General features: G+C 69.0%; 24 protein-coding genes. 5 read left to right on the forward strand and 19 right to left on the reverse strand.

Annotated elements, in window-relative coordinates; translation table 11 throughout:
* Window positions 1-275 (forward strand): zinc ribbon domain-containing protein (locus tag BM085_RS38775; RefSeq protein WP_143121269.1); only part of this gene is annotated, 275 nt, incomplete at its 5' end.
* A gap of 146 nt (window positions 276-421) precedes the next feature.
* Here BM085_RS38775 and BM085_RS38780 read toward each other — a convergent pair.
* From BM085_RS38780 to BM085_RS38845, 14 genes are all read right to left on the reverse strand, one after another.
* Entirely contained in the window at window positions 422-844 is a 423-nt protein-coding gene (locus BM085_RS38780) for a RidA family protein (protein ID WP_093891754.1), read from the reverse strand.
* Between the two features lie 41 nt (window positions 845-885).
* Window positions 886-1,524, reverse strand: coding sequence for a helix-turn-helix transcriptional regulator (locus tag BM085_RS38785; RefSeq protein WP_093891755.1), 639 nt, complete (start codon window positions 1,522-1,524; stop codon window positions 886-888).
* Window positions 1,521-2,699, reverse strand: coding sequence for a threonine synthase (locus BM085_RS38790; protein ID WP_093891756.1), 1,179 nt, complete (start codon window positions 2,697-2,699; stop codon window positions 1,521-1,523). The genes BM085_RS38785 and BM085_RS38790 overlap by 4 nt, the downstream gene beginning before the upstream one ends.
* 703 nt (window positions 2,700-3,402) lie before the next feature.
* Entirely contained in the window at window positions 3,403-6,450 is a 3,048-nt protein-coding gene (locus BM085_RS38795; RefSeq protein ID WP_177245494.1) for a S8 family serine peptidase, read from the reverse strand.
* A 220-nt stretch (window positions 6,451-6,670) separates the two neighbouring features.
* Window positions 6,671-7,552 carry a hypothetical protein gene (locus tag BM085_RS38800; protein ID WP_093891758.1) on the reverse strand — a complete coding sequence of 294 codons (882 nt, stop codon included), beginning with the start codon at window positions 7,550-7,552 and terminating at the stop codon, window positions 6,671-6,673.
* A complete protein-coding gene (locus BM085_RS38805; protein ID WP_245789949.1) occupies window positions 7,549-8,130 on the reverse strand; it encodes an RNA polymerase sigma factor in 582 nt (193 codons plus the stop codon). Before BM085_RS38805 ends, BM085_RS38800 begins: the two co-directional genes overlap by 4 nt.
* Before the next feature lie 135 nt (window positions 8,131-8,265).
* On the reverse strand, window positions 8,266-8,844 hold the full coding sequence (locus tag BM085_RS38810) for a YwqG family protein (RefSeq protein ID WP_093891759.1): 579 nt from the start codon (window positions 8,842-8,844) through the stop codon (window positions 8,266-8,268).
* Window positions 8,845-9,339: 495 nt separating this feature from the next.
* Entirely contained in the window at window positions 9,340-10,221 is an 882-nt protein-coding gene (locus tag BM085_RS38815; RefSeq protein ID WP_093891760.1) for a hypothetical protein, read from the reverse strand.
* Window positions 10,218-10,769 carry an RNA polymerase sigma factor gene (locus BM085_RS38820; RefSeq protein WP_093891761.1) on the reverse strand — a complete coding sequence of 184 codons (552 nt, stop codon included), beginning with the start codon at window positions 10,767-10,769 and terminating at the stop codon, window positions 10,218-10,220. Before BM085_RS38820 ends, BM085_RS38815 begins: the two co-directional genes overlap by 4 nt.
* A gap of 246 nt (window positions 10,770-11,015) precedes the next feature.
* Entirely contained in the window at window positions 11,016-12,062 is a 1,047-nt protein-coding gene (locus BM085_RS38825; protein WP_093891762.1) for a CU044_5270 family protein, read from the reverse strand.
* Window positions 12,059-12,619 (reverse strand): RNA polymerase sigma factor, encoded by a 561-nt coding sequence (locus BM085_RS38830; protein ID WP_342742932.1) that lies wholly within the window; start codon window positions 12,617-12,619, stop codon window positions 12,059-12,061. Before BM085_RS38830 ends, BM085_RS38825 begins: the two co-directional genes overlap by 4 nt.
* Before the next feature lie 37 nt (window positions 12,620-12,656).
* Entirely contained in the window at window positions 12,657-13,007 is a 351-nt protein-coding gene (locus BM085_RS38835; RefSeq protein WP_093891763.1) for a hypothetical protein, read from the reverse strand.
* Window positions 13,008-13,062: 55 nt separating this feature from the next.
* Window positions 13,063-13,269: a DUF397 domain-containing protein gene (locus tag BM085_RS38840; RefSeq protein ID WP_093891764.1), complete on the reverse strand. Its 207-nt coding sequence runs from the start codon at window positions 13,267-13,269 to the stop codon at window positions 13,063-13,065.
* On the reverse strand, window positions 13,262-14,119 hold the full coding sequence (locus tag BM085_RS38845; RefSeq protein WP_093891765.1) for a helix-turn-helix domain-containing protein: 858 nt from the start codon (window positions 14,117-14,119) through the stop codon (window positions 13,262-13,264). Before BM085_RS38845 ends, BM085_RS38840 begins: the two co-directional genes overlap by 8 nt.
* A gap of 246 nt (window positions 14,120-14,365) precedes the next feature.
* On the opposite strand from BM085_RS38845, the gene BM085_RS38850 reads away from it, so the two are divergent.
* The 3 genes from BM085_RS38850 to BM085_RS38860 all read left to right on the forward strand — a co-directional run bounded on the left by BM085_RS38850 (window position 14,366) and on the right by BM085_RS38860 (window position 15,913).
* Window positions 14,366-14,671: a hypothetical protein gene (locus BM085_RS38850; protein ID WP_093891766.1), complete on the forward strand. Its 306-nt coding sequence runs from the start codon at window positions 14,366-14,368 to the stop codon at window positions 14,669-14,671.
* Window positions 14,668-15,162 (forward strand): ATP-binding protein, encoded by a 495-nt coding sequence (locus tag BM085_RS38855; RefSeq protein WP_093891767.1) that lies wholly within the window; start codon window positions 14,668-14,670, stop codon window positions 15,160-15,162. Before BM085_RS38850 ends, BM085_RS38855 begins: the two co-directional genes overlap by 4 nt.
* A 202-nt stretch (window positions 15,163-15,364) precedes the next feature.
* Entirely contained in the window at window positions 15,365-15,913 is a 549-nt protein-coding gene (locus BM085_RS38860; protein ID WP_093891768.1) for a GNAT family N-acetyltransferase, read from the forward strand.
* Between the two features lie 284 nt (window positions 15,914-16,197).
* Here the strand turns inward: BM085_RS38860 and BM085_RS38870 are convergent, their stop codons facing one another.
* The 4 genes from BM085_RS38870 to BM085_RS38885 form a co-directional block, all read right to left on the reverse strand.
* Complete coding sequence (locus BM085_RS38870) at window positions 16,198-16,782, reverse strand: hypothetical protein (protein ID WP_143121270.1); 585 nt, start codon at window positions 16,780-16,782, stop codon at window positions 16,198-16,200.
* 20 nt (window positions 16,783-16,802) lie between these two features.
* Window positions 16,803-17,354 carry an RNA polymerase sigma factor gene (locus BM085_RS38875; protein WP_245789951.1) on the reverse strand — a complete coding sequence of 184 codons (552 nt, stop codon included), beginning with the start codon at window positions 17,352-17,354 and terminating at the stop codon, window positions 16,803-16,805.
* Window positions 17,355-17,478: 124 nt separating this feature from the next.
* Window positions 17,479-18,123 (reverse strand): response regulator transcription factor, encoded by a 645-nt coding sequence (locus BM085_RS38880; RefSeq protein WP_093891772.1) that lies wholly within the window; start codon window positions 18,121-18,123, stop codon window positions 17,479-17,481.
* Window positions 18,124-18,170: 47 nt separating this feature from the next.
* Window positions 18,171-19,412, reverse strand: a complete 1,242-nt coding sequence (locus tag BM085_RS38885; protein WP_093891773.1) for a sensor histidine kinase — start codon at window positions 19,410-19,412, stop codon at window positions 18,171-18,173.
* Window positions 19,413-19,590: 178 nt separating this feature from the next.
* Between BM085_RS38885 and BM085_RS38890 the strand changes: the two genes are divergently transcribed.
* Window positions 19,591-21,057, forward strand: coding sequence for an alpha/beta hydrolase (locus tag BM085_RS38890; protein ID WP_093891774.1), 1,467 nt, complete (start codon window positions 19,591-19,593; stop codon window positions 21,055-21,057).
* 77 nt (window positions 21,058-21,134) lie between these two features.
* Here the strand turns inward: BM085_RS38890 and BM085_RS38895 are convergent, their stop codons facing one another.
* Complete coding sequence (locus BM085_RS38895; protein ID WP_093891775.1) at window positions 21,135-21,737, reverse strand: helix-turn-helix domain-containing protein; 603 nt, start codon at window positions 21,735-21,737, stop codon at window positions 21,135-21,137.
* Window positions 21,738-21,762: the final 25 nt, after the last annotated feature.

Here is a 21,762-nt window from a genome sequence, read left to right on the forward strand (position 1 = left end):
CCCAGCGGGTCACGCTGCATTCGTGGAGCTTCGCCCAACTGGGCGGCTTCATCGCCTACAAGGCCCGACGGGCCGGGATCGCCGTTATCCATGTCGATCCGGCCTACACCAGCCGGCAATGCTCGGCCTGCGGGCATACCGATCGGGCCAACCGGCCGGAGCAGGCCGTCTTTTCCTGTACGTCGTGCGGTTTCGCTGAGCATGCCGACGTCAACGCAGCCCGTAACATCGCCGCGCGCGGTGTAGCGGGCTGGGCAGTGAGTCACGCTGCCTGACGCGGACCAGACCGTCGAAGCCATCGACGGCGAGGAGCTGCAAGCTCGGTCGTTTACGGCCGAGAAGTTGACCGCCAGGTAAATCACGATCACCCACATCCCGATCGTCAACAGCGTCTCACCGACCGGCTCCACCCGGCTGATTCTCAGGAGAGGGCCGCGACGGCCTGAACCTCGACCGCGGCGCCGTAGTGGAGCCGGCTGGCGCCGGTGACGGCGCGAGCGGGGCGGTGCTGACCGATCCAGTCGGCGTAGATGGCGTCGAACGTCGGCCATTGACCGACGTCGGTGACGTAGACGGTGACCGAGACGAGGCGGGAGCGGTCGGTGTCCGCCGTGATCAGGCACCGGTCGAGGTTGTGGAGGACCTGGCGTGCCTGAACGTCGAACGCCTGGTCGCTCAGGGCAGTGCCGTGCCGGTCCACCGGCAGCTGGCCGGACACGTAGACGAGGCCTCCGTGGATGGCGACATGGGAGTAGTGGCCCAGCGGCTGGATCAGGTCTGGGCTGTTGCGCAGGTGCATGGTGTCGCCGCGCTCGGTGGCGTTCGGGGTCGCGGAGTCGGGCATCGTGTTCCTTCGTCGTGGTGGCCGGCGCCAGGAGCCGGTGGTCAGGGCTGCTTGGCGTAGTTGTAGACGGTGCTCCGGGAGATCCCGAGCAGGTCTGCGATGGTCTCGGTGGAACTCCTGGAGGCGAAGTAGCCGTCCCGGTGCAGCTGCCTGACAAGGTCTTTCTTGGCGGCGCGGCTGAGTGCTCGTGGGATGGCGGCTCGTTCGGCGGCGAACGTCTCGATGACGTCACGCAACTCCCGCGCTGTGCGGTCTCGCAGGGCCTCCAACGCCTCGCCTCGGTGCTCGACCTCGGTCGCCACCAGGTTGGCCAGGCTGAGCGTCATGGGAGAGAGGGTTGACACGTCGAGGTTCAGGCAGAGTGCCGCGACGTAGCGGCCCTCAGCATTCTTGATCCCGATCGACGTGCTCTTGACCGGACGGCCGTCCGGGAACTGGTTGGGGTAGTTCTGGATCACGCTGGGGTAGTTCGGGTCCGCGATCCGGCGCAGCCCCAGTTCGGTGACGGAGTCCCCCACCTTGCGGCCGGACAGGTTGTTCTCGATGACGCGGATCGCGTGCTCCGGCTGGCGCAGGTCGTGGAGGACCACTTCACACAGACCTGGGAACATGCGGCCGATCGCGATCGCGATCTTCTCGGCTTCGAGCAGAAGGTGCTCGTCGGGGTCGTCGGAGTTCACGCGCGGCTCTCCTCGTCTGGATTGCTGTCGGTGTCGAAGACAGCGGCCATCTTCTCTGCGGACTTGAGTCCGGCGCCGGTAAGGATAACGACGGTGGTCTCGTCAGGACCGATGGTGCCGTCGGCCAGGAAGTGATCGAGGGCCGCTGCGGCGACGCTGCTGGTCGGCTCGGCGTACAGACCGCGCGAGGCCAACTTGCGCACGGCTGTACGGATCTGGTCCTCGGTGACTGTCACTGCCGCACCACCTGAGCGGCGGATCGCCTCGACGGTCTCCGGGAGCCGGACCGGGTTGGCGATGGAGGCTCCTTCCGCGATCGTCGGAACCCGCGGTCCTCGGCTCCGCGGGTCGATCCCGTTCACCGCGTCCGCGATGGTGGCCCAGTGCTCCGGTTGGCCGACCAGGAGTTTGGGGAGTCTGTCGATCTGCCGCGCTTCGAGCAGCTCGCTGAACGCGATGTCACAGCCGAGGATGTTGCTGCCCGCACCCGCTACGAGCACGATGTTGTCAGGCGCCCTGAATCCGAGGGACTCCCACATCTCGTAGGCGATCGTCTTGGTGCCCTGCAGAAAGAACGGGTGCCAATTGTGGCTGGCGTAGGGGATCTGCTCGGACTGACGGATCGCCTCGTCGGACACCTGCTCCCGAGTGCCTCCGACGAGTTCGATCTGGGCGCCGTACGCGCGTGCCTGGAGGATCTTGGCGGCCGACGTCGCGGCGGGGACGATGATCTTGGCGCGGATCCCGGCGGCGGCCGCGTAGGCCGCGACCGAGGAGCCGCCGTTGCCGGAGCTGTCCTCAAGAACGTGCGTCTCTCCCTGTCCGCGCAGGTGGGAGATCATCACCGTGATGCCGCGGTCCTTGAAGCTGGAGGTGGGGTTGAACCACTCGAGCTTGAAGTGAACGCGCAGCCCGTTCCAGTCCAGCGGCAGCATGGGGGTGAAGCCCTCTCCGAGACTCACCCGGTGTCGAGGGGAGACCGGGATCGCGGCCTGGTAGCGCCAGAGGGAGCGTTCGCCGGTGTCGATCCGGTCGGGCGTGAGCCCTGGCATCGGGCTGAGTGCCAGAGGCGTCCCGTCCTCACCGCGCCAGCGCCGGTCGGTGACCGCGTAACGCCGGCCGGACCTGTCGTAGAGGAACGGGGTGTTGACCACGGTGCTGGCGGTGTCGTTCATGGAGCTGTTGAAACCCTTCGGCAGGTGGCTCCCCTTCGAGGGGAACGTCAGATGAGTGGTCGAGGCACGTGGGATGGACAACTGGGTCAGCTGGGTCAGCTGGGTCAGCGCACCAGTTCGTTGGCCGTCGCGGGAACGTCGCCACCTTGTGCTGTTTCGCGGGTCGTGGTGTCGGTCGCGCTGCGGCACCAGCCGGTGCGAGTGGCAGGGACCGAACGACCGTCACGGAGCAGTGGGCCGCAGGTTTCGCCCCGCAGGGAACGCTCGGTGCGGCTGGCACGCATGTGGTCCGCCCACTCACAGTGTTAGACAAAAATTGCAAGAATGCAAGAAAATTCTAAGGACGACGCGGACTACGGGCTGTGGGATGCCGAGCACAATGACGGATACGTCGGCGGGATGTGGGTGAACTGCGGTTCCTCATGGGACAACGTCTACATCGAGGTGGACAACGCCTCTGATTCGAACCGCGTGTACGTCGGTCCCAACACCTCCCTCCACGTCTCCCGCAACCCCCTCTTCCGGGGCCCGTGGGGAACCGCAACCGGACCTGGAAGAGATGCTGACCTCGGGCGCCGCCACTCCCGAACACCACTGGTCCCCTTGACGACAGGCCGACCCCGGCATCGGGCGATACCGGGGTCTCCTCCGTACGGTCCGGGAGCGTGGAGCCGGTCCGGGCCGGCGCGGAGAGGCTACGCGCTCACCCGACGGCGTAGGCGCGAATGATCGTCTGCGTGAGACCGGCGCCGGACGCGTCGGTCGCCGTCACCCGCAGCGAGACGGATCCCGGCGTGCGCGGGTTGGCCACCACTGCGGTCCATCCCGAGGCGGTGGGGGCGACCGGAACGCGGCGCCAGCTCGTGCCGTCGTCGGAGGACATCTCCAGCCGGACGGACCGCACCGCCGCGTTGGCGGCCCCGGGGTTCCGCTCGACCCACAGGGGCATCCGGGTCAGCGAGCCCGGCTTGGCGCGGTTGAGGTCGTCGAGCCCGGCGGGGGCGTAGCGCACCGCCATCAGCGGCAGCGGCTGCTCCTTGGCCGTGCTCGCCGAGCGGAACGTCCAGACGGCGTCCACGGCTGTGGACAGCGTGGAGTACGGCACCTGCCTGCGCATCGACGTGCTCAGCGTGTAGGAGGCTGCCTCGGCCGGCAGATCGGCGTGGAGCTCGCACGTCTGAGGCTGCTCGATCGCGCAGCCGGCGAGGTCGGTCTTGGCGAGCACCTGCCCGTCCCTGGTGAGCGTGGCGGTGCCGGTGGCCGCGTCGTCCGCCCCGGTCCTTCCGGCGACGCCGTCGGCGAAGAGCGCACCGGCGGAGAGGGTCAGCTTGTCACCGGTGCGGCTGCCGCCGGGCCGGGCGAGGGACGGGCCGGTCACCGCGGCGTTCCACACCTCGTGGGTGTGGCCGCGCTTCATGGCCCTGCCGCTGTCGGCCAGCAGGGAGGTGCCGACCTGGAGCGCGCTGTCCCAGACCAGGCCCGGTGTCCGGTAGGAGGTGAGCGTGCCGGGCAGGTCCACATCCATCATGGATGTGAGCATGGACCCGGCGTCACCAAACCGTGGCCCGGCGAACAAGGTGCCCTTGGCCGCCACCCCGGAGGCCCGGTAGCTCGCGGTGACCTTGGCGAGGTCCTTCCGCTTGGCGGCGTAGGTGGGGTCGTCGGGGAGTCCGTCGCTGCGGTGGTCGACGAGGTCGTAGATGGAGGGGTTCGGTGCGAGGTTCTTGTTCTCCCAGAAGATTCTGAACATGTAGAGCAGTCCCGGCTGGTGTACGGGGACGATGAAGAGCTTGGACTGTTTCGTGAACATGTCCATGGTGGTCATCCAATTCCCGTTGCTCAGTGCGAAGCCGAAGCGGGGCAGAGGTGTGGCGTTGGGGTCGTCGATCGTGGTCTGCGCCTGCTTGCCTCGGCGGGCGTCCAGCGTCACCTGCTGGTCGGCGTTGTCGACCTTGAACGTGGTGTGGGCGATGGTGTATCCGACCTGCCGATCGTAGGTTTCGGAGTAGAGGTTCCATTCGCCCTTGGGGAGCCGGACCTTGGCGGTTCCGTTCTGGAAGACCAGGTCGCGGCCGGCGCCGGATTTGGAGTCGTAGAGCTGGGCGTTGGCGTTGACGGGCCGGCCTTGTCGGTCAAGGGCGTTGACGGTGACGTTGTAGGACTCCGGTTCGACGTACGCGCCGGCGAGGGTGCGGATGACGGTCTGGACGGATGTGGCGGTGACGGTTCCGGGGTGGTCGCCCGGTGCCCTGTCCTTGGCGTCGATGGTGAGGGTGACCGACGCGTTTCCTCCGGCGGGCACCTCAAGGTGCTGGGCCGACAGCTTCAGCACCTCACCGTCGGCGGTCAGGTCGAGGCTGACCGGGGCGTCACCGGAGTTGGCGTAGGTGATGGTCCTGGTCGTCACCCGCTCCTCCGGGTCGTCCCAGGGGAAGGCGGCCCAGACGTTGCCCGGTTCGGCTGTGACCTGCTGGGCGAGCGCGCGCACCAGGTCCACCCGCCCGGCGCCCTGCTGGTAGGACGTCGCGCCCGCCGTGGGCGCCGCGCTGCCGATGAGCGCGGCCTTGAGCTGCTGCCCGGTCCACTCCGGGTGGCGCTGGGCGAGGACCGCGGCGGCTCCGGCCACGTGCGGCGTGGCCATTGAGGTGCCGCTCATCGCGCGGTGGGCGCCGTCGGAGGTGCCTGCGGCCGCGGCGGCCATGATGCCGACGCCCGGCGCGGTGATGTCCGGCTTGATCGCGTGGTCGCCCTCACGCGGTCCGGTGCTGGAGAAGTCGGCGACCCGGTCGTTCCGGTCGACCGCGCCGACGGTGAGGGCCGCGTCGGCGCTGCCGGGGCTGCTCACCGGGCTCCCGCCGCTGTTTCCGGCGGCCACGACGAACAGGGTGCCCGTCCGCGCCGACAGCGCGTTCACCGCCTGCTCCAGGGGGTCGAGTTCCGGGGTGTCTTCACCGCCGATGCTTATGTTGACGACCTTGGCCTTGACCTCGACGGCGGCCCATTCCATGCCCGCCAGGATGGCGGAGTCGGTCGGGCCGACGGCGTCGCCGACCTTGCCGATGGCGAGCCGCGCGTCCGGCGCCACGCCCCGGTACTTCTCCCCGGCGCCGGCGACGATCGAGGCGACGTGGGTGCCGTGGCCGAGGGTGTCGCGGATGTCGGGGTCCTCGCTGAAGTTGCGCTCCTGGGCGACGACGCCCTTCAGGTCGGGATGGTCGGGGTCGTAGCCGGAGTCGAGGACGGCGACCGTGACGCCCTTGCCGGTCATGCCCTGTTTCCACGCCTCGGCGGCGCCGATCTGCTTGACGCTCTGGTCGAGGGAGAAGGACCGGCGGCCGTCCAGCCAGAGCTTTGTCGTCTCTCCGGTCAAGGAGCGGGCGCCACTGGTCAGGTCCTGCCACGCCTGGCCCGCGCTCGCCTTGGGCACCCGGAGCGCGCTCATGCCGAGCTCGGCGAGCCGCCGGGTCTGCTGCGCGCCCCGGAGCGAGGGAGCCGACCCCTCGGACGACTGGGTGATCACGGGGATGTCGGCCCGGTCGGCGTCGCCGTAGCGCCACTCCAGAAGCTGGGTGACGTCGAACAGCCGCCGGTCGAGCACTTCCTTGGCGACCAGGGGCCTGGCGTCGGACGGGATCACATACAGGTGGCCCCCGCGCACCTGCTTCGTGAACCCGACCTCCCTGCCGGGGCCGGGCTCCACGTGGTACCCCGTGCCGGTGACCACGACCCGGTCACCGGTGATCAGGGTCACGCCGCCCGCCCTCTGAGTCTCCGGCGGCTGGGCACCGGCCGGCCGGTCCGGCGCCGGTGCGGTGCCGAGCGTTCCCGCCAGGAGGGCGGCGGCGAGTAGGTTTCTTAAGAGCATGAACTGCCTTTTCGGTGATGGAGGGATTTGCTTCTCGGGCGGCCTGAGGAGCTGTGTCACCTGTCTCAAACGGTGACGCCGTCCTCGCAGGTGGTCGCCGGGCTGTTCAGCCGCCCTGGCAGCCGTACTTCTCGTTCATCGTCCGCACCGTCTCGGCGGGCAGCTCCTCGTCGCTGACCTGGAGCGTCGCCTTGCCGGTCATCGGCAGGAAGCCGCCGATGACGTGCATCGAGTCGGGCACCGAAGCGTTGGTCTCCGGCTCCTCGTCCCCGGCCGTGCCCCCCCACCACTCAGGACCGACGATCGAGAACTCCTGGATGTCCAGACCGCGGTCCTTCAGCAGGGCGCGCACCTCGCCGGCGGGCTTGTTGTAGAACGGCACGCAGTGCAGGGGTTCGCCTGGCGTGTCGATGCCGGTGATGATCTGGTACTCCTCGCCGGGACGGCCTTCGCGGCCGAGGGTGACCTCCGCCGAGCCGGTGAAGTCCTTGGGGATCTTCAGACCGATCGGGCAGCCGCTCCGCCTGTCGCACTGTCCAGGCTGGTCGATGGTCTCGATCTTGTTCGGGGAGATGGAGCTGTCCGGCACGGGCGAGTCAGGGGAGATGAGGCCGACAAGGCTTGGCGAGGCGGGCACGAGCCGCAGCGAGATGTCGAGGCCGACCCCCCGTAGCTGGCTCTCATACACCTCCGGGTTGGTGTACAGGTCCTTGACCTCGATGACGTAGTAGCCGCCTTCCTCCTTGATGTCGAGCGCGGAGGCGGGCGCGGCGCTCAGGATCGAAGGGACCGCCCAGCCTGCCGCGATGACCGCCGCGGCGATCGGGAGAGCGACGAGCGGGCGCCACTTCCTGCGCGGGGTGGGGAGGGCGGTAGGCGCGGGCTCCGCATCCATGATCTTGTTCATCATCTCCTGCGCGACCGGGGTCAGGCCGGGGCCGGGGTCGGGGGCGAGGTTCTTGACGACTTCGTCGACGTTGCTGTTCATACGTTCTCCCTGGCGAGGCTGACGGCGCGCGAGCCGTACCTGTTGAGATCGACATCGGTGGCGGCCAGTTCGGCGGCGAGACGCTTGCGGGCGCGATGCAGGCGCTGCCGTACGGCCATGCGCGAGCAGCCCAGCACCTTGGCGATCTCGGCGTTGTCGAGCCCCTCCCAGCCGACGAGCGACAGCAGTTCCCGGTCGTCGTCGGACAGGCGCATGAAGGCCGCGCGTGTCGCGTCGGGGGCCTGGTCCATCACTGAGCCGGCCCAGGCGGTGAGCTCTTCGCGCAGGCGCAGCGTCAGAGCCGCCCTGCGTGACTCGCCGCGGCGGTGGTTGGCCAGGGTGCGCCTGGCCACTCCGTACAGCCAGATTCTGGCCCCGTCGCCGGACGGCATGTCGGCGAGCCGCCGCCACGCCGTCGTGAACGTTTCGGCGATCACGTCGGCGGCGGCGTCGGGGTGGTCGGTCCGTCGCCGGACGTAGCCGGAGACGGCCGCGTAGTGCTCGGTATACATCTCCTCGAAGCGCCGCCGGGGCTCGGGTGGTCCCACGTCGTCGTCCTTGCGATACAGGAATGTCACATGAGACTAGATGTCCGGATATTTACCGGTGTGACAGGTCAATTCGGATGGGCGAGAACGGGCGCCGGCTCCAGCCGCTGACGGATCATTGCGCCAGGTGACGGACGCGGGTATCGGACGGTGCGGCCGCCCACCTCAGACGCACTGCCACAGGAAGCGGCCTTCCTGCCCGTCGCCGCTGATGAACCCGTAATACACGTGGTCGTCATCGAAGGTCAGGTGGCCGCACGACCCGTCGCCGCATGAGCCCAGTTGGAAGAGGAACGACCAGGGGCCACCCGGTGGATACTCCTCATCCCGCAGCCAGGCCGGTGATCCGTACATCCTGGACTCATAACCTTCCAGGTCGCCAGGACAGGCGGGTTCCAGGTCGACCGGCGTCCCACCGCCCGGTGACGGATCCCAAGAGGGAACGACCGTCGTGATGAACGGCGGAATCCGGCCGGGCTGGATGATCAACGCGTTCTTGCCCGCCTCGGGCGCCCATGTCTCTTCGCAGTCGCCGCATATGAACAGGTAGGCCATGTGAAGCTCGTCACCCGGCAGCCGGAACTGCCCGACGAACGCCATCGGGTTGTCCCACCTGGCGCAGAGCGGCCACTGCGCCTCCCCGACCCAGTCGGGGTCGCCGCCGATCCTGGTCACGAACTCGTCCACAGGACCGGCCGTGTCCTTGAGGAACATGACATATGCGGGATCGTCATCCGTGATCACGCGGGCACCCTAACGGCCGCCGGTGACATATCCGGAGTACGTGGGCTTCCCCTCATCGCCGCTTGACCACCTACGCCCCTCACCGAAGGGGGATGCGTCCGCGTCGGTGCTCGCGCGTACGGTGAGGAGGCTCCTCGGGGGCTGAGAAGCATCGGAACCGAATCGCGCGGCTGTACTCTGCGTGATCGCTCGCACGGCAAAGTGGCGCCCCTTGAGAGCCGCACAGCTCCATGAACTGGTACCGGCTCCCTGACCTAAAAAGCGAAGGCGATGATGGCCCGGGCGGTGCCCGGGCCATCATCGCCGAGGTATGGCAGCGCTAGAACATGGCCACGGTGGTGCCACTGCTGACCGGCAAGGGCGTAATGGGTGGTGGTCGCCTCACCCCATCCCCTTCTCGGCCGACTGACACGGGCTGAGAGGCAGATGGACAACGACTGCCCACCTGCTCTGACTCGGCCTTGCTCCATGAGCCATGTCATGTCCGTACGGGCGTTAAGGGCAGATTGGGTCGATGCAGAATCCAGGTGGCGGGGTCGTGTTCGGGCCCGGCGCGGCGCGCAGGACGATCACGCCGTCGTTGTAGGTTTCCGCCGTCGTCACCGACCAACCGGGATCAATGCGGGAAGCGGGCACGTCATTCTCGAAGCGAACGCCCTCCTCGTCGCTTCGCAGCGGCCAGTCGAGGCCGTAGGCCACCTTCAGGTCGTGCTCGCGCACGACGCGCACCGCCTCGGCCACCGAACGTCCCCGCAGCTTCACCCCGGCCAGTGCCTCACCCGGCAAGCTGGCGTCGGCGGGGGAGGCGTACTTCTCGCCGGGTTTCGCCGGGCGGCTCAGGCTGACCTCCGCGGGCCCGGTGATGTCCGCGGTGACGCGGAAGGCCGTTATGCAGTTTGCGATCCGCTCAGGACAGCTGTCCCCGGCGAACGTCGCTTTTGCGTCGGGGTCGGTCTTGTCGAATCCGAAGACGGAGCCTACGTAGTGTGGCGAGACGGGGATCAGCGTCACCGTGAGGTTGTCCAGGCCGACCTTGTGGAAGGCCTTCTGCAGCTCGGCGGGGTCGGGATCCCCCTCGGTGAAGTAGAAGGCGTACTCGTCGCCGACGCGGTCGATCGTCACGGCCTGGCTGGCGTACACCTGCTCGGACGCTTTGAGCAGGGACGGCCCGACGACGATGGCTCCGGCCAGGACGGCGGTCGCGGCCAGGCCGAGCAGGGCGCGGCGAGGAGAGGGCATCAGCCGTCGCCGGGCCGGGGTGTGCTCCAGCGCGACGATCTCCGCCAGCAGCGCGTCCGCCCCCGCGGTGGACGCCCGGCCGGCCAGGTCCTCATCCAGTACCCTGGCCCGGTTCTTGAAGATCTGGTCGTTGTTCACCGTGACTCCTTCTCAGTAAGTAGCCGTGATGCGAAACGGGCGGCCGATGGGCGGGTCTTCTCCAGGGCCTTGGCGAAGCGCTTGCGGGCCCGGTGCAGGCGGATGCGGGCGGCGTTGCGTGAGCAGTCCAGCACCGTGGCGATCTCGCCGGGGTCGAGCCCCTCCCAGAGCGTCAGGGCCAGCAGTTCACGATCGCTGTCGGCGAGCATGTCCATGGCCTCATCCACGCCGGGCTGCTCACTGCGGTGGGAGGGGGCGGCGTAGAGGTGTTCGATCTCGTCGGTGAGTTCGGTGTGCCGGGTGAGCCTGCGCCGCTCGCTGCGGCGGTGGTTGGCCAGGACCCGCCGGGCCACGCCGTACAGCCAGAGCTTGCCGCCTTCACCGGCGGGGAGCTCGGCTATCCGCCGCCAGGCGATCACATAGGTCTCGGCCACCACGTCGGCGGCGTCCTCGGGAGAGGAACACCGCCGCACGGCGTATCCGAGGATCTGCTCGTAGGTTCGCCGGTACACCGCCTCGAACCGGGACCGGTCGTCTTGTTCACTCACGCGTCATCCTCGTCAGGCCTTCCGAACGCTGCGGGCTTTCAATTCCTACGTGTCCGCGGGCGACGGCAGAATTTCAGGCCAGGCATGAACGACTGAGCCGATCGGAGCGGGCCCGCACCCCGTGGCGTGCGAAAGGACACCCGGCTCGACCTCATCGCCGCCTGACCGCCTACGCCTCTCACCAGGGTGGATGTATCCGGGCCGACCAGCCAGAGGTCCGCGCCCGGCCGGCCGGTCCGGTGGGCTTCACTCGGTCGAGGGCGGGGACGGCTCGGTGTCGGTCCAGCCGGACTCCAGCACCACGTTGACGTGGCTGTCCCCATCCGGGGTGACGATGCCCTCAACAGCCAGCACCTTGGAGGTGTCGGGGTCGATGATCAGCCTGATCCGGGGGGTTCGGTCCCCCTGGATCAGGAAGGTCACGGCGATGCCGGGCCGCCCCCGCGGGTCGGTGGTCGGGCCTTCGACCCGTACCGCGGGCAGCGTCGCCAGCGCCTGGTAGGCGGCGCTGCGCACCTGGGGGGAGGCGGGCAGTGCGTACAGAAGGTTGGCCAAGGTCCTCGGCAGGGCGTCCTCATCCGGGCCGACGCCGTTGTCTCTGCGGATCGCCTCAATGGCCCGCTTCTTCAACGCCTCAGGGTCGGCGGGCAGCGCCTCGATCTCCTTCAAGGTCATGGGCATGGCACTCCAGTAGAGTCTGTGCTTTTTCTTGTTCTGGAAGAACATGGCTTCGCCGGGTGCGGCGGAGAAAGGGGGGGAGGGGTCCTTCCCCTTCGCCCACTCGGTCGGCGAGCCGTCCCGGCGCCACGCCTCCATGTCCAGGGGACGTGCGGTCAGCTCCCTGAAGCCGGTCCAGGTTCGGCCGTCCTTTGCCACCCACCTCTCCGACAGCTCGGAGGTTTCCAGACGGTAGGTGATGCCGTTCTCGCTGTACGGCCAGAGCCGCTGATGCGTGTACAGCTCCTTGAGGTGCCAGTAGGCCCCGTCGGGGGCGGCTTCGGCCTTGGCGGCGGCGGCCAGCAGAATCGACGTGCCCGACAGGGCGGTGCCGCCGGATGTGGACGTGGGAGAGGGCACCGCAGTGGGGGCCACCTGGCCCAGGAAGACCGCCGCCCCGGCCGCGACCGCTGCGAGCCCGATGGCGCCGGCCCGCCACGGCGGACGCTGGGCCGCCCGGTGCGGGCGTGCCTGGGTCGCCATGATCGCCTCACGCAGGTCGCGCGCGCCGGGCCCCTGATCCGGCGCGTGCGGTGCGAGGTCGATGGCCTTCACCAGGTTGTCGATGTCACTCATGCTTCCCCCATCGCGATCGTCAAGGATGCCTGCCGCTCCAGCGCCGCCGCCAGCCGCTTGCGCGCCCGACGCAGCCGGGTCCGGGCGGCGATAGCCGTACAACCCACGACTTTGGCGATCCGCTCGCTGGTCAGGCCCTCCCAGCAGGCCAGCGCCAGGACCTCGCGGTCACGCTCGGGCAACTCGTCGAAGGCGGCGCGAACATGCTCCAGTTCGACCGGTCTGACCGGTCGGTCGGCGGCCAGTTCCGCACGCAGCCGCTCGGCGAGCCCAGCCCTGCGGGAAGCGCCGCGCTGCTGGTTGGCCAGCACGCGGCGGGCCACCCCGTACAGCCACAGCAGCGCCTCCTCGCCCTCGGGCACGTCGTCGATGCGCCGCCAGGCGGTAAGGAACGTCTCGGAGATGACGTCGGCGGTGTCGTCGGGGGAGCCGGTACGGCGGGCGGCGTACTGATGTATCGCCGGGTAGTACGCGTCGTAGACCGCCTCGAAGCGATCTCGGTGTGTCACAGAGTCTCCTTGCCGAAAGGTGCCGGACACCTGGTTAATGTCCGGCACCTTGCGGAATGTGGCAGATCACTGTGAGCAGTTCGCGCTACCGGCCCTGTCGTTCGGAAGCCGTACCGCCGCCGGGGCTGGTGACCTGGGCGCGTATCGGCCGAACTCCGACGCTGCTCTTGGTCTGCCTCCAGTACGGCTGCGCACGGTCGGCGGCGGCGGCGATGGCCGCGCCGTCGACCTCGGTGAACGTCAGCGGCACGTCGTAGAGAGGCCATTCGACCGCGAACTCGAACGGCTCGGGCGGCGGCAGGGGCCACAGCCACAGGCTCCAGCTACTGGAGACGGAACGGTCGTCTCCTGACGCGCTGCCCCCTCTGCTCCGCTTGAGGATCGGACCCTCCGGACGCGGCGGCGGCCACTCGCCGGAGTCCGCTCTGCCGTCCACGGTCGTCGCCTTGGCCCCGTCCGGGAAGCGGCAGGCTCGCCTGGTCGAATCCCCGTCACCCCAGGTCGTCGAACGCTCCACGCTTGATTGCGCCGGTGAAAGCGCGCCAGTCGTCAGGAGCGAAGACCAGCGCCGGGCCGTGAGGGTCCTTGCTGTCGCGGACAGCCACGACGCCGGGCAGATTGTCGGCCACCTCGACGCAGTTGTTGCCGCTGCCACTCAAGCTGCTCTTGCGCCAGTCGGCTTTCGAGAGATCAGTCATGGATGAGCCGTTCCTTGGTGTCGGCGATCAGCTTCATGGAGTCCTCCGGGGACAGAGCTGCATCACAGATGCTCGTAAATGCCATTTTATAGCGATCTACGTGATCTGAACTCTCGACATATACATCACCGGCGGTACCTTCCACGTAGGCGATGTCAGGATCGACCTCTTCCGAGAAAGACAGGACGGTGAACGCTCCCTCCAGCCCCGTGTGTTCTCCGGCACTGTAGGGAAGCACGCGGATCGTCACATTGGGGCGCCGAGCTGCAACAAGCAGCGCTTCCAACTGGTCGCGCATCAACTGGTGGCCGCCGATCGGGCGGCGAATGACACCTTCGTCCATCACGGCACAGAGCTGTGGCGCGTCAGGGCGGCTGAGCAGCGTGCGTCGTGCCATACGGGCCATGACCCGCCGCTGAATATCATCGGCGTCGCGCGGCTCCGGCCTTCCGACGCTGATCACCGTACGGGCGTAGTCCTCGGTCTGCAGGAGGCCGGGAACGAGTTGCACCTCCCACTGGCGGATCAGGACCGCTTCGTCTTCCAGGCCGATGTATGAGCCGGTGAACACGTCGGCGTAGGCGGTCCACCATCCCCGCTGCCGCACTTCTCTGGCCAGTTGGATCAGTCCGGCGCGAACTGATGAGTCGGCGCCGTACAGGTCGCAGGCATTGGCGACGTCGGTGGCACTGGCACGCGTGCGACCCGTTTCGATCCGGCTCACCTTGCTGCGACTCCATCCGAGTCGAGCGGCCGCGTCCTCGGGGCCCAGCCCGCTTGCTTCCCGCATCCTACGTAGCTCCCGAGCGAGACGCCGGAGCCGAACGGTAGGGCTGTAGGTCGGTGACATGCACCCAGTGTGATGGGCTGATCGACAGAGCGCTATGGATAAGCAGATTAATTGGAATCTGCACAGTGCATTGACATGGCGCATCGTGCGGACTCACTATGACGACGCACTTACTTTCTGTGGTCGACGGTCACTCTCGGTGGACGAGCTCTGAGGGTGGCGAGGCTGACGCTCTTTCCCGCGTACACGTATGAGTGCACCTACCAAGCATGTCGCGAAACGACTCCGCAGCAGGAGGCCAATGTCATGAGCACAAGCGATCCGGAAGAGCGGTTCACCCGTCTGGTGCGGTTGGGGCGGGACCTGCGCCGGCTGGGTGTGGGCACCTCCCTGGTGCTGCCCGCGACCGGTTACCCGGTCCTGGAGATCAGGTCGGCGGGCGAGACCCGTGCCCGCATCACCGCCGTCCACCGCTCCCGCGGGTGGGTCTTCACCGGGCGATCCGGGCGATCCAGCTGGTTCGGGCGGGTACGGCCTTGGCGACCCGGCGCGTGGGTGTGGGCCGAGGCCGACAACGTCGCCGACGTCATCGCCTCGGCGGTGGCCCTATGAGCGCGCCCCCGCACACCGCCTGCCGCTACGAACGGCACCGGGCGGCCTCCCTCCGCTGGAGCGCGCTGCGCCCGCTGGCCCACGCGGAGTTCTCCGCCGTCCCCGGCTCGGTGGCCACCGCCCGCCAGTGGGCCCGCGAACTGCTCACCGGCACGGCTTCCGACACCACCGTCGATGACCTGGTGCTGCTGCTCAGCGAGGTGGTGACCAACGCGGTCGTCCACTCCGACTCCGGACGCGCCCCCGGCGGATCGGTGATGGTGTGCCTGGGGTTCGGCGGCGGTCTCGTCCACGTCGAGGTCATCGACGACGGTTCGGCCACCAGCGTGCCCTTCGTCCGTGCCGCCGACGCCGACAGCGACGGCGGGCGCGGCCTGCTCCTGGTCGACCTCATCGCCACGGGCTGGGGAGCCTGCCGCGACGCGACGGGCAACGTCGTCTGGTTCCGCCTGCCCGCCGCCGCTCCCCAAAAGCCAGGCCTGTCCCTGTGAGCGTCCGCCGGGACACACATCCCATCCGGATGTGTCCGCGCCCCCGGCGCACGGCCAGGCCCGTTCTGTGCCTCCTCCCTACGGCTCCCTGCGGATCGGCTCGAACGCATCGTTTCGGCCTCCCGAGCACGCCGGGCAGCCGGAGAGGGCGGCCAGGTCTTCTCTTCCGGATCACTCTCGGGCGTGCGATAGGTTGCCCGCCATGACTGAACTCGGTTCCGTCGCCTGGCCACCTGCTCCGATAAGGACCGAACGGCTCGTGCTCCGTGAGCCCGAGGCCCGGGACCGTGCAGCGCTCATCGAGCTGTTCACCTCGTCCGAGGTGGGCACCTACATCGGTGGCCCTCGACCGCGTGATGAGTTCGAGCGTGCGTTGCCTGCTGTGCCCAGGCGGCGCCCTGGCCTTTTCGTGGTCGATCTCGATGGGGCGATGATCGGCATCATCGAGATCGACCGGCGCGACGCTGAGCGTCCGGGTCACGTCCGTCCGGACGGCGGTGAGGCCGAACTCGGCTACATGTTCCTGCCGGAGGCGTGGGGATGGGGGTACGCCGCCGAGGCGTGCGCGGCGGCACTCGACTGGGTCGCCGACGCGCTTCCCGGCGAGCCGGTAGTGCTCAGCACCCAGACCGCCAACGAGCGCTCGATGCGCCTCGCGGTGAAGCTGGGGTTCACCGAGGTGGAGCGGTTCGAGGAGTACGGCGCCGAGCAGTGGTTCGGTGTGTGGTCCTCGGTCACGCCGTCCGCTTGAGCTCGGCCGTTTCTCTCAGATCAGCTGATCGTTGGTCTGGGTGTGTCGTTGACTGATGCCAATGGGCTCGGATCGAGCCGCTGTTGCCGGACCGGACACCTCGACGACGCGGGCGATGGCGGGATCACCGGCAGGTGATCGACGCGACCACCTGGAAGTACCGATCCGAACCGCTCCGTGACCCGACCAAGGCTGATCAACCCGGTGAACGTTCGTGGTCACGGCACTGGATCCCCTTCAGGTGGTCGCCGTCATGACAGGCGAGGTTCAGCCCCTTATGGAGATCAGCTTCCTGCGGGGGGACGGCCGGGGCCGTCAATATCGTTCCAGGTCGGGTCGTCGGCGACGACGCACGGCTTGACCTGGCCGTTGACCACGTATCCGGCGAACTGCCACAGCACCTGCGGCTTCTCCGAGGTCTGATCCGCGTTCTCGGTGAACGCCATCACCAAGGTCTGCCCGTCCCCGACGTACCGGGGATCGATGTCCATCCCTCCGCGAGGCAGCAGGCGAACGGCCTTCTCGGACGCGGAGCCCTTCCACTCCTCCGGGGAGCCGCCCCCGACGATCTCGCCCCTGTCCCCCCTGCACGTCTTGCCTGGCTTGAGGTAGGTGATGTCGGCGGTCACCCCCATCCTTTTCAGATCCTGTTCCAGCTTGTCGGCGTCCCTGAACTCGTTGAGCTTGACGTTGATCGTGCCGTCGCCGTTCTTGGTCACCGCGTACGCGGACCGCTCCGACCCGGTCAGCAGCGGTACCGCGATCGCCGCCGCAGCAGCCAGCCCGGCCACCGCCGCCCCCGTGAACAGGCGGCGGCCGGTACGACGGCGCCGGTCGGCACGTGCGGTGATTTCGGCTTTCAGTTCCATCAGTATCCGCTCCTCGAAACTCATCCCGGTGTTCCTTCCATGACAAAGGGCAGTCCCCGCAGCGTGCGGCGAGCGCGGTGCAAGCGCACCTTGGCGGTCCCCGACCGGATGCCGAGGGCCATCGCCGCTTCGGTGACCGTGAGCTGGTCGATGACGACCAGTTCCAGTACGGCGCGCTCTCCCTCGGGCAGGTCGGCCATGGCCTGGAAGACCTTCCTGGCGGGCCCCTCCGCATCGATACGCTCTTCGAGCCTGGCGACGTCGTCGGTGTCCAACGGACGCCGGCCGCTCACCCGGCTCGTCAGCCGCGACTCCTTGAACGCCCGGCGCCGCTCGGCCGAGAGCGTGTTGCGTGCCACGCCGTACAGCCACGCGATCTCGGTTCCCAGCCCGGCCCGGTAGGTGTGGGCGGAGTCGAGCACCGCCATGAACACCTCGGCCACCAGGTCGGCGACCGTGTGCGGGTCGTCGACGCGCCGAGCGAGGAAGCGGGTGACCGCATCGACGTGCCGCCGGTAGAAGGCTTCGAACGCCACGTGATCCGTGGCGATCCCTGCCTGTTTGCGAAGCACCGGCAACGCCCCCTTCGTCGATTAACACCCCTGCTTGGTCAGGAGCGTCCAAAGGGTTACAAGAGGGCGGCGACTCTCCGCTCCTCGGAGCCGACCGAAGAGGGAACGGCACACGTTGTCCCAGTCAAGATTCCAGGTAGCGCAGGACGGCGAGCACCCGGCGGTGGTCGCTCTGTGAGGGGGGCAGGCCGAGTTTGGTGAAGATCTGCGTGACGTGTTTCTCCACCGATCCGTATGACAGGGACAGAGCGGTGGCGATCGCGCTGTTGGAGCGGCCCTCGGCCATCATGGCCAGCACGGCGCGTTCGCGGGCGGTGAGCGTTCGCAGAGCCTCGGTGCGCCTGCTCGCCCCCATGATCTGGGTGACGACCTCCGGATCGAGCACGGTCTCACCGGCCGCGATCCGGACGAGAGTGTTCAGGAAGTCACCGACCTCGGAGACCCGGTCCTTCAGCAAGTAGCCGACTCCGTGCGAGCCTTCGGCGAGCAGCTGGGCGGCGTAGCGTGTCTCGATGTGCTGGGAGAACACCAGCACTCCCAGACCCGGGTGGTCCCGGCGGAGCCGGATCGCGGCGCGCAGGCCCTCGTCGGTGTGGGTGGGCGGCATGCGGACGTCCACCACGGCGACGTCGGGTCCGTACTCGGCCACGGCGGCGCACAGTGCCGTGGCGTCGCCCACAGCGGCGGCGACCTGGTGGCCCCGCGTGGTCAGCAGCAGGGACAGTCCATCCCGGATCACTGCGGCGTCTTCGGCGATCACGATGCGCATGCGGCTCCGTTCACAGCGGCTCCGTTCAGGGGTGCAAGGGCAGCTCCTCAGGGGTGCAAGGGCAGCTCCACGGTGACCACCGTAGGTCCTCCCGGCGGGCTGCTGATCTTCAGTGTCCCGTCCACGACCCGCACCCGGTCGGCGAGGCCGCGCAGCCCGGTGCCCAGGCCCATCGCCGCTCCGCCGGCGCCGTCGTCGCGGACACGCAGCCGCAGCAGCCTGTTGCGTGTCCGAAGCTCGATCCCGGCCTGCCGGGCGCCGCCGTGCCGGGCCGCGTTGGCCAGCAGCTCCGCCGTGCAGAAATAGGCGATGGTCTCCACCGCGGCGGACGGCCGCCGGGGCAGATCGACCTGGAGGTCCACGGGCAGGGAGCTGGTGGCGGCGAGCGTGGCGAGGGCGGTCTCCAGCCCTTCGTCCAGAACGGCAGGGTGGATGCCGCGCACGAGGTCGCGCAGCTCGACGAGGGCCTCCCTGGCGTTGCGATGGGCGAGGTCGACCAGGACACGCGCCTGGTCGAGCCGGTCATCCCGGCCCGTTTCGGCGAGTTCGTCCTTCAGCATGCTCAGGCTCATCGCCAGGGCCACCAGGCGCGCCTGCGTTCCGTCGTGCAGGTCGCGTTCGATCCGCCGGAGTGCGGTGGCCGAGTCGTCCACTGCCTGAGCCCGGGTCGTCTCCAGCTCGTGAATCCTGGCGGACGCCCGTGTCGGCCCGAGCAGCGCCCGTACGAGCAGCCGATCGGGGAGCAGCGCGGCGCGCACCGTCCATGGGGCGAGGAGCAGCAGGACCGCTCCCGCCGTGCCCGCCAGCAGGGCACGCGGCCAGGTGTTCACGGGAAGGTGTGCCAGGGCCGGGATCCGCCACCAGATCGGGCAGCTGAGCAGGACCAGGCCGGACCCCCACAGGCTTGCGGCCGTCCCGGAGGCGAGCACCGCGACGGGCGGCTTGCCCAATCGGTAGGCGGCCGCGCGCCATCCGGCGCCGTCGCCGAGCGCCGATCCGAGCCAGCCGATCAGGCCCGGCCGAGGGCGGAAAGGCGGTGGGACGGGCACCTCGACGCCCAGCAGCGCGCGGGCCACGCCACGGTCGACGGCACCCAGCGCCCGTGCCCCCAGCACGCCCGCGGCGAGCATCGGCACTCCGACGAAAGTGGCCGCCGTGGCGGCGGTCAGCAGCATGACGAGGAGGTAGATCAGGCCGACGGCGGCGATCGGCAGCGACACCAGCGCGTATCCGAGTTCGTACCAGGCCCTCTTCCGCGCCGGGGCGGCCAGCAGCACACGGAAAGACATCACCACCCCTCCAGCCTGGTGGACATCCCACCCGGCCGATCACCGTTCCGGTGGGGGATATCCCGAATTCACACGGAGGCTCGCCCCATGGCGTCTGGCGTACGGCTCCGCGAACGTGGACGGTGAGATCAGGGAATCGTACGGTGCCGGCGGCGCCGTCGACACGGAGGGAGCGCGTATGCGGGGCAAGGCGAGATCGCTGGCCGTCGGCCTGGCGGCAGCGGGGCTGGTCGGGCATCTCCCGGCGGTGGCCGCTGCCGCCGGGAATGTCTCATCGATCGAGTGGAAGGCGTGTACGGGCGAGAGCGTCCCTGCGGGGATGCGGTGCGCCGCCATCGAGGTGCCGTTGAACTGGGCGGATCCAGGTGGAAAGAAGATCGCTCTTGATGTGGCGCGGTTGCCGGCCACCGATCCTGATCGCCGGATCGGAAGCGTGCTGCACGTTCCCGGTGGCCCCGGAGCCAAGGGGATCGATGATCTGAAGCGTTCCGGGGACGACCTGGCCGAGCTGCGTCAGCGTTTCGACCTCGTCGGTTACAACCCCCGGAACACGGATCTGCAGGCGAAACTGCCCGCCTCCTGCATGCGACCCGCCTTGACCCACCTGTCCGAGCCCCGTGACCGCGTCGAGTACGACGCCCAGACCGCGAAGCTCGCCAAGGCGATGAGCGGATGCCACGCCGAGGACCGCAGCGGGCTGTACGGCCGGCTGGACTCCCTGTCGGTGGCCCGGGACATGGAGGCGATCCGCGTCGCTCTGGGCGAGCGGCGGTTGAGTTTCATGGCCAACTCCTACGGAGGAGTGCCCGCCGCCGCCTACATGCGGCTGTTCCCCCAGCGCATCCGCGCCATGTACCTCGACGGGGTGATCAACCAACCCGCCGGGTGGCCCAGCCAGCATCTGCTGGCCGTCCGCCCGCAGGAACAGGCCTTCGCCCGCTTCACCACCTGGTGCGCGGCCACCATCGCCTGCGCGCTGCACGGCGAGGACGCGGGGAAGGCCTGGCGCGGGCTCACCGCACAGGCGGACCGCACGCCCATCCCGGTCACCTCCGCCGAGTTCGGCAAGGGGGAGCTGACCGGTTCGCACCTGCGATGGTTCGGCTTCATCGCCGATCCCGGGCCTGGACACACGCGATGGCTGGCTTTCGCCGACGCGGTGGACAAGGCCCGGCACGGCGACGGCTCCGGGTTCGCGGAATTCGCCCTGGGCAACTCCCGGGTCTGGACGATGCCGCTCGTGCTGGGCATGACCTGCGCCGACGATCGGGGATACACCGGGTACGCCCAGTACGAGGAGGTCCGCCGCCAGGTGCGGAAGATCTCGCCGAACTTCGGTGGCGCGGCGTTCGACGCCCTTACCTGCGCCGGCTGGCCGCTGCCGGTCACCAACCCGTCCCGTCCCCTGCCGACCCGCGGCCTTCCGCCGGTCCTGGGGGCGGGCACCTGGGGCGACCATCCCTGGACCGACAGCCTGGTACGGGGCATTCCCGGCTCGACCACGATCCGCTACGAGGGGCCCGGCCATGTCCTGTATCTGTCGGGCAACCGCTGCGCCATCAAGCACGCCACCCGGTATCTCACCGATCTGAAGCTGCCGCCGGCCGGCACCGTCTGCCTGCCCGATCAGGAGCCGGGCCGGTAGTTCCGCGCTGTGAACGGCTGTCGCGCGTCGCCGATCCCCACGGCTGCCCGAAGCCGGCTCCGAGCCGTACGGAGGTGTCAGTCCTCGGAGAAGGAGATCAGCGTCAGGACCCGGCAGGGGGCGGCGCCGGTGGTGTAGACGTGGTCGGACTCCGAGGCGAACCGCAGGGCGTCGCCCGCGGTGAGGGTCACCGACCACTCCTCGGTCTCGACGGTCACCTCGCCCTCGACGACGTAGGCGTGCTCCACCGATCCCCGCCCGTGCGAGCTCTTGGCGCTGCGGGTGCTCGCCGGGATGTCGCCCTCGGCCAGCTCGAAGCGGCGCCGGTCCGGAGCGGCGAACAGGGTCCGGATGGCGGTGTTGTCGCCGACCGCCAGGGGGACGCTCTCGCTCCTGCGGATCACCTCGGGCCCCACCAGGTGGATCCGGGTCAGCTCGCCGAAGGTCAGCTCCAGCGAGGCCGCCAGCCGCGACAGCACCTCCACCGTCGGGTTGGCCACGCCCCGCTCGACCTGGGAGATCAGCGCCTTGCTCACCCCGGTCAGCTCGGCCAGCTCGCGGACGCTGAGGCCGCGGCCCAGGCGGGCGCGGCGCAGGTTGGCGGCGATCGCGCCGCGCACTCCCGCCGCCTCGGAGGGGGACGGGACCATGCCGACGGTGATGCCGTTCTCGCTCCGCACGCGCGTCCCCTCTCCCCGGTCCCGA

The sequence above is a fragment of the Streptosporangium canum genome (assembly GCF_900113865.1).
GTDB classification, from domain to species: domain Bacteria; phylum Actinomycetota; class Actinomycetes; order Streptosporangiales; family Streptosporangiaceae; genus Streptosporangium; species Streptosporangium canum.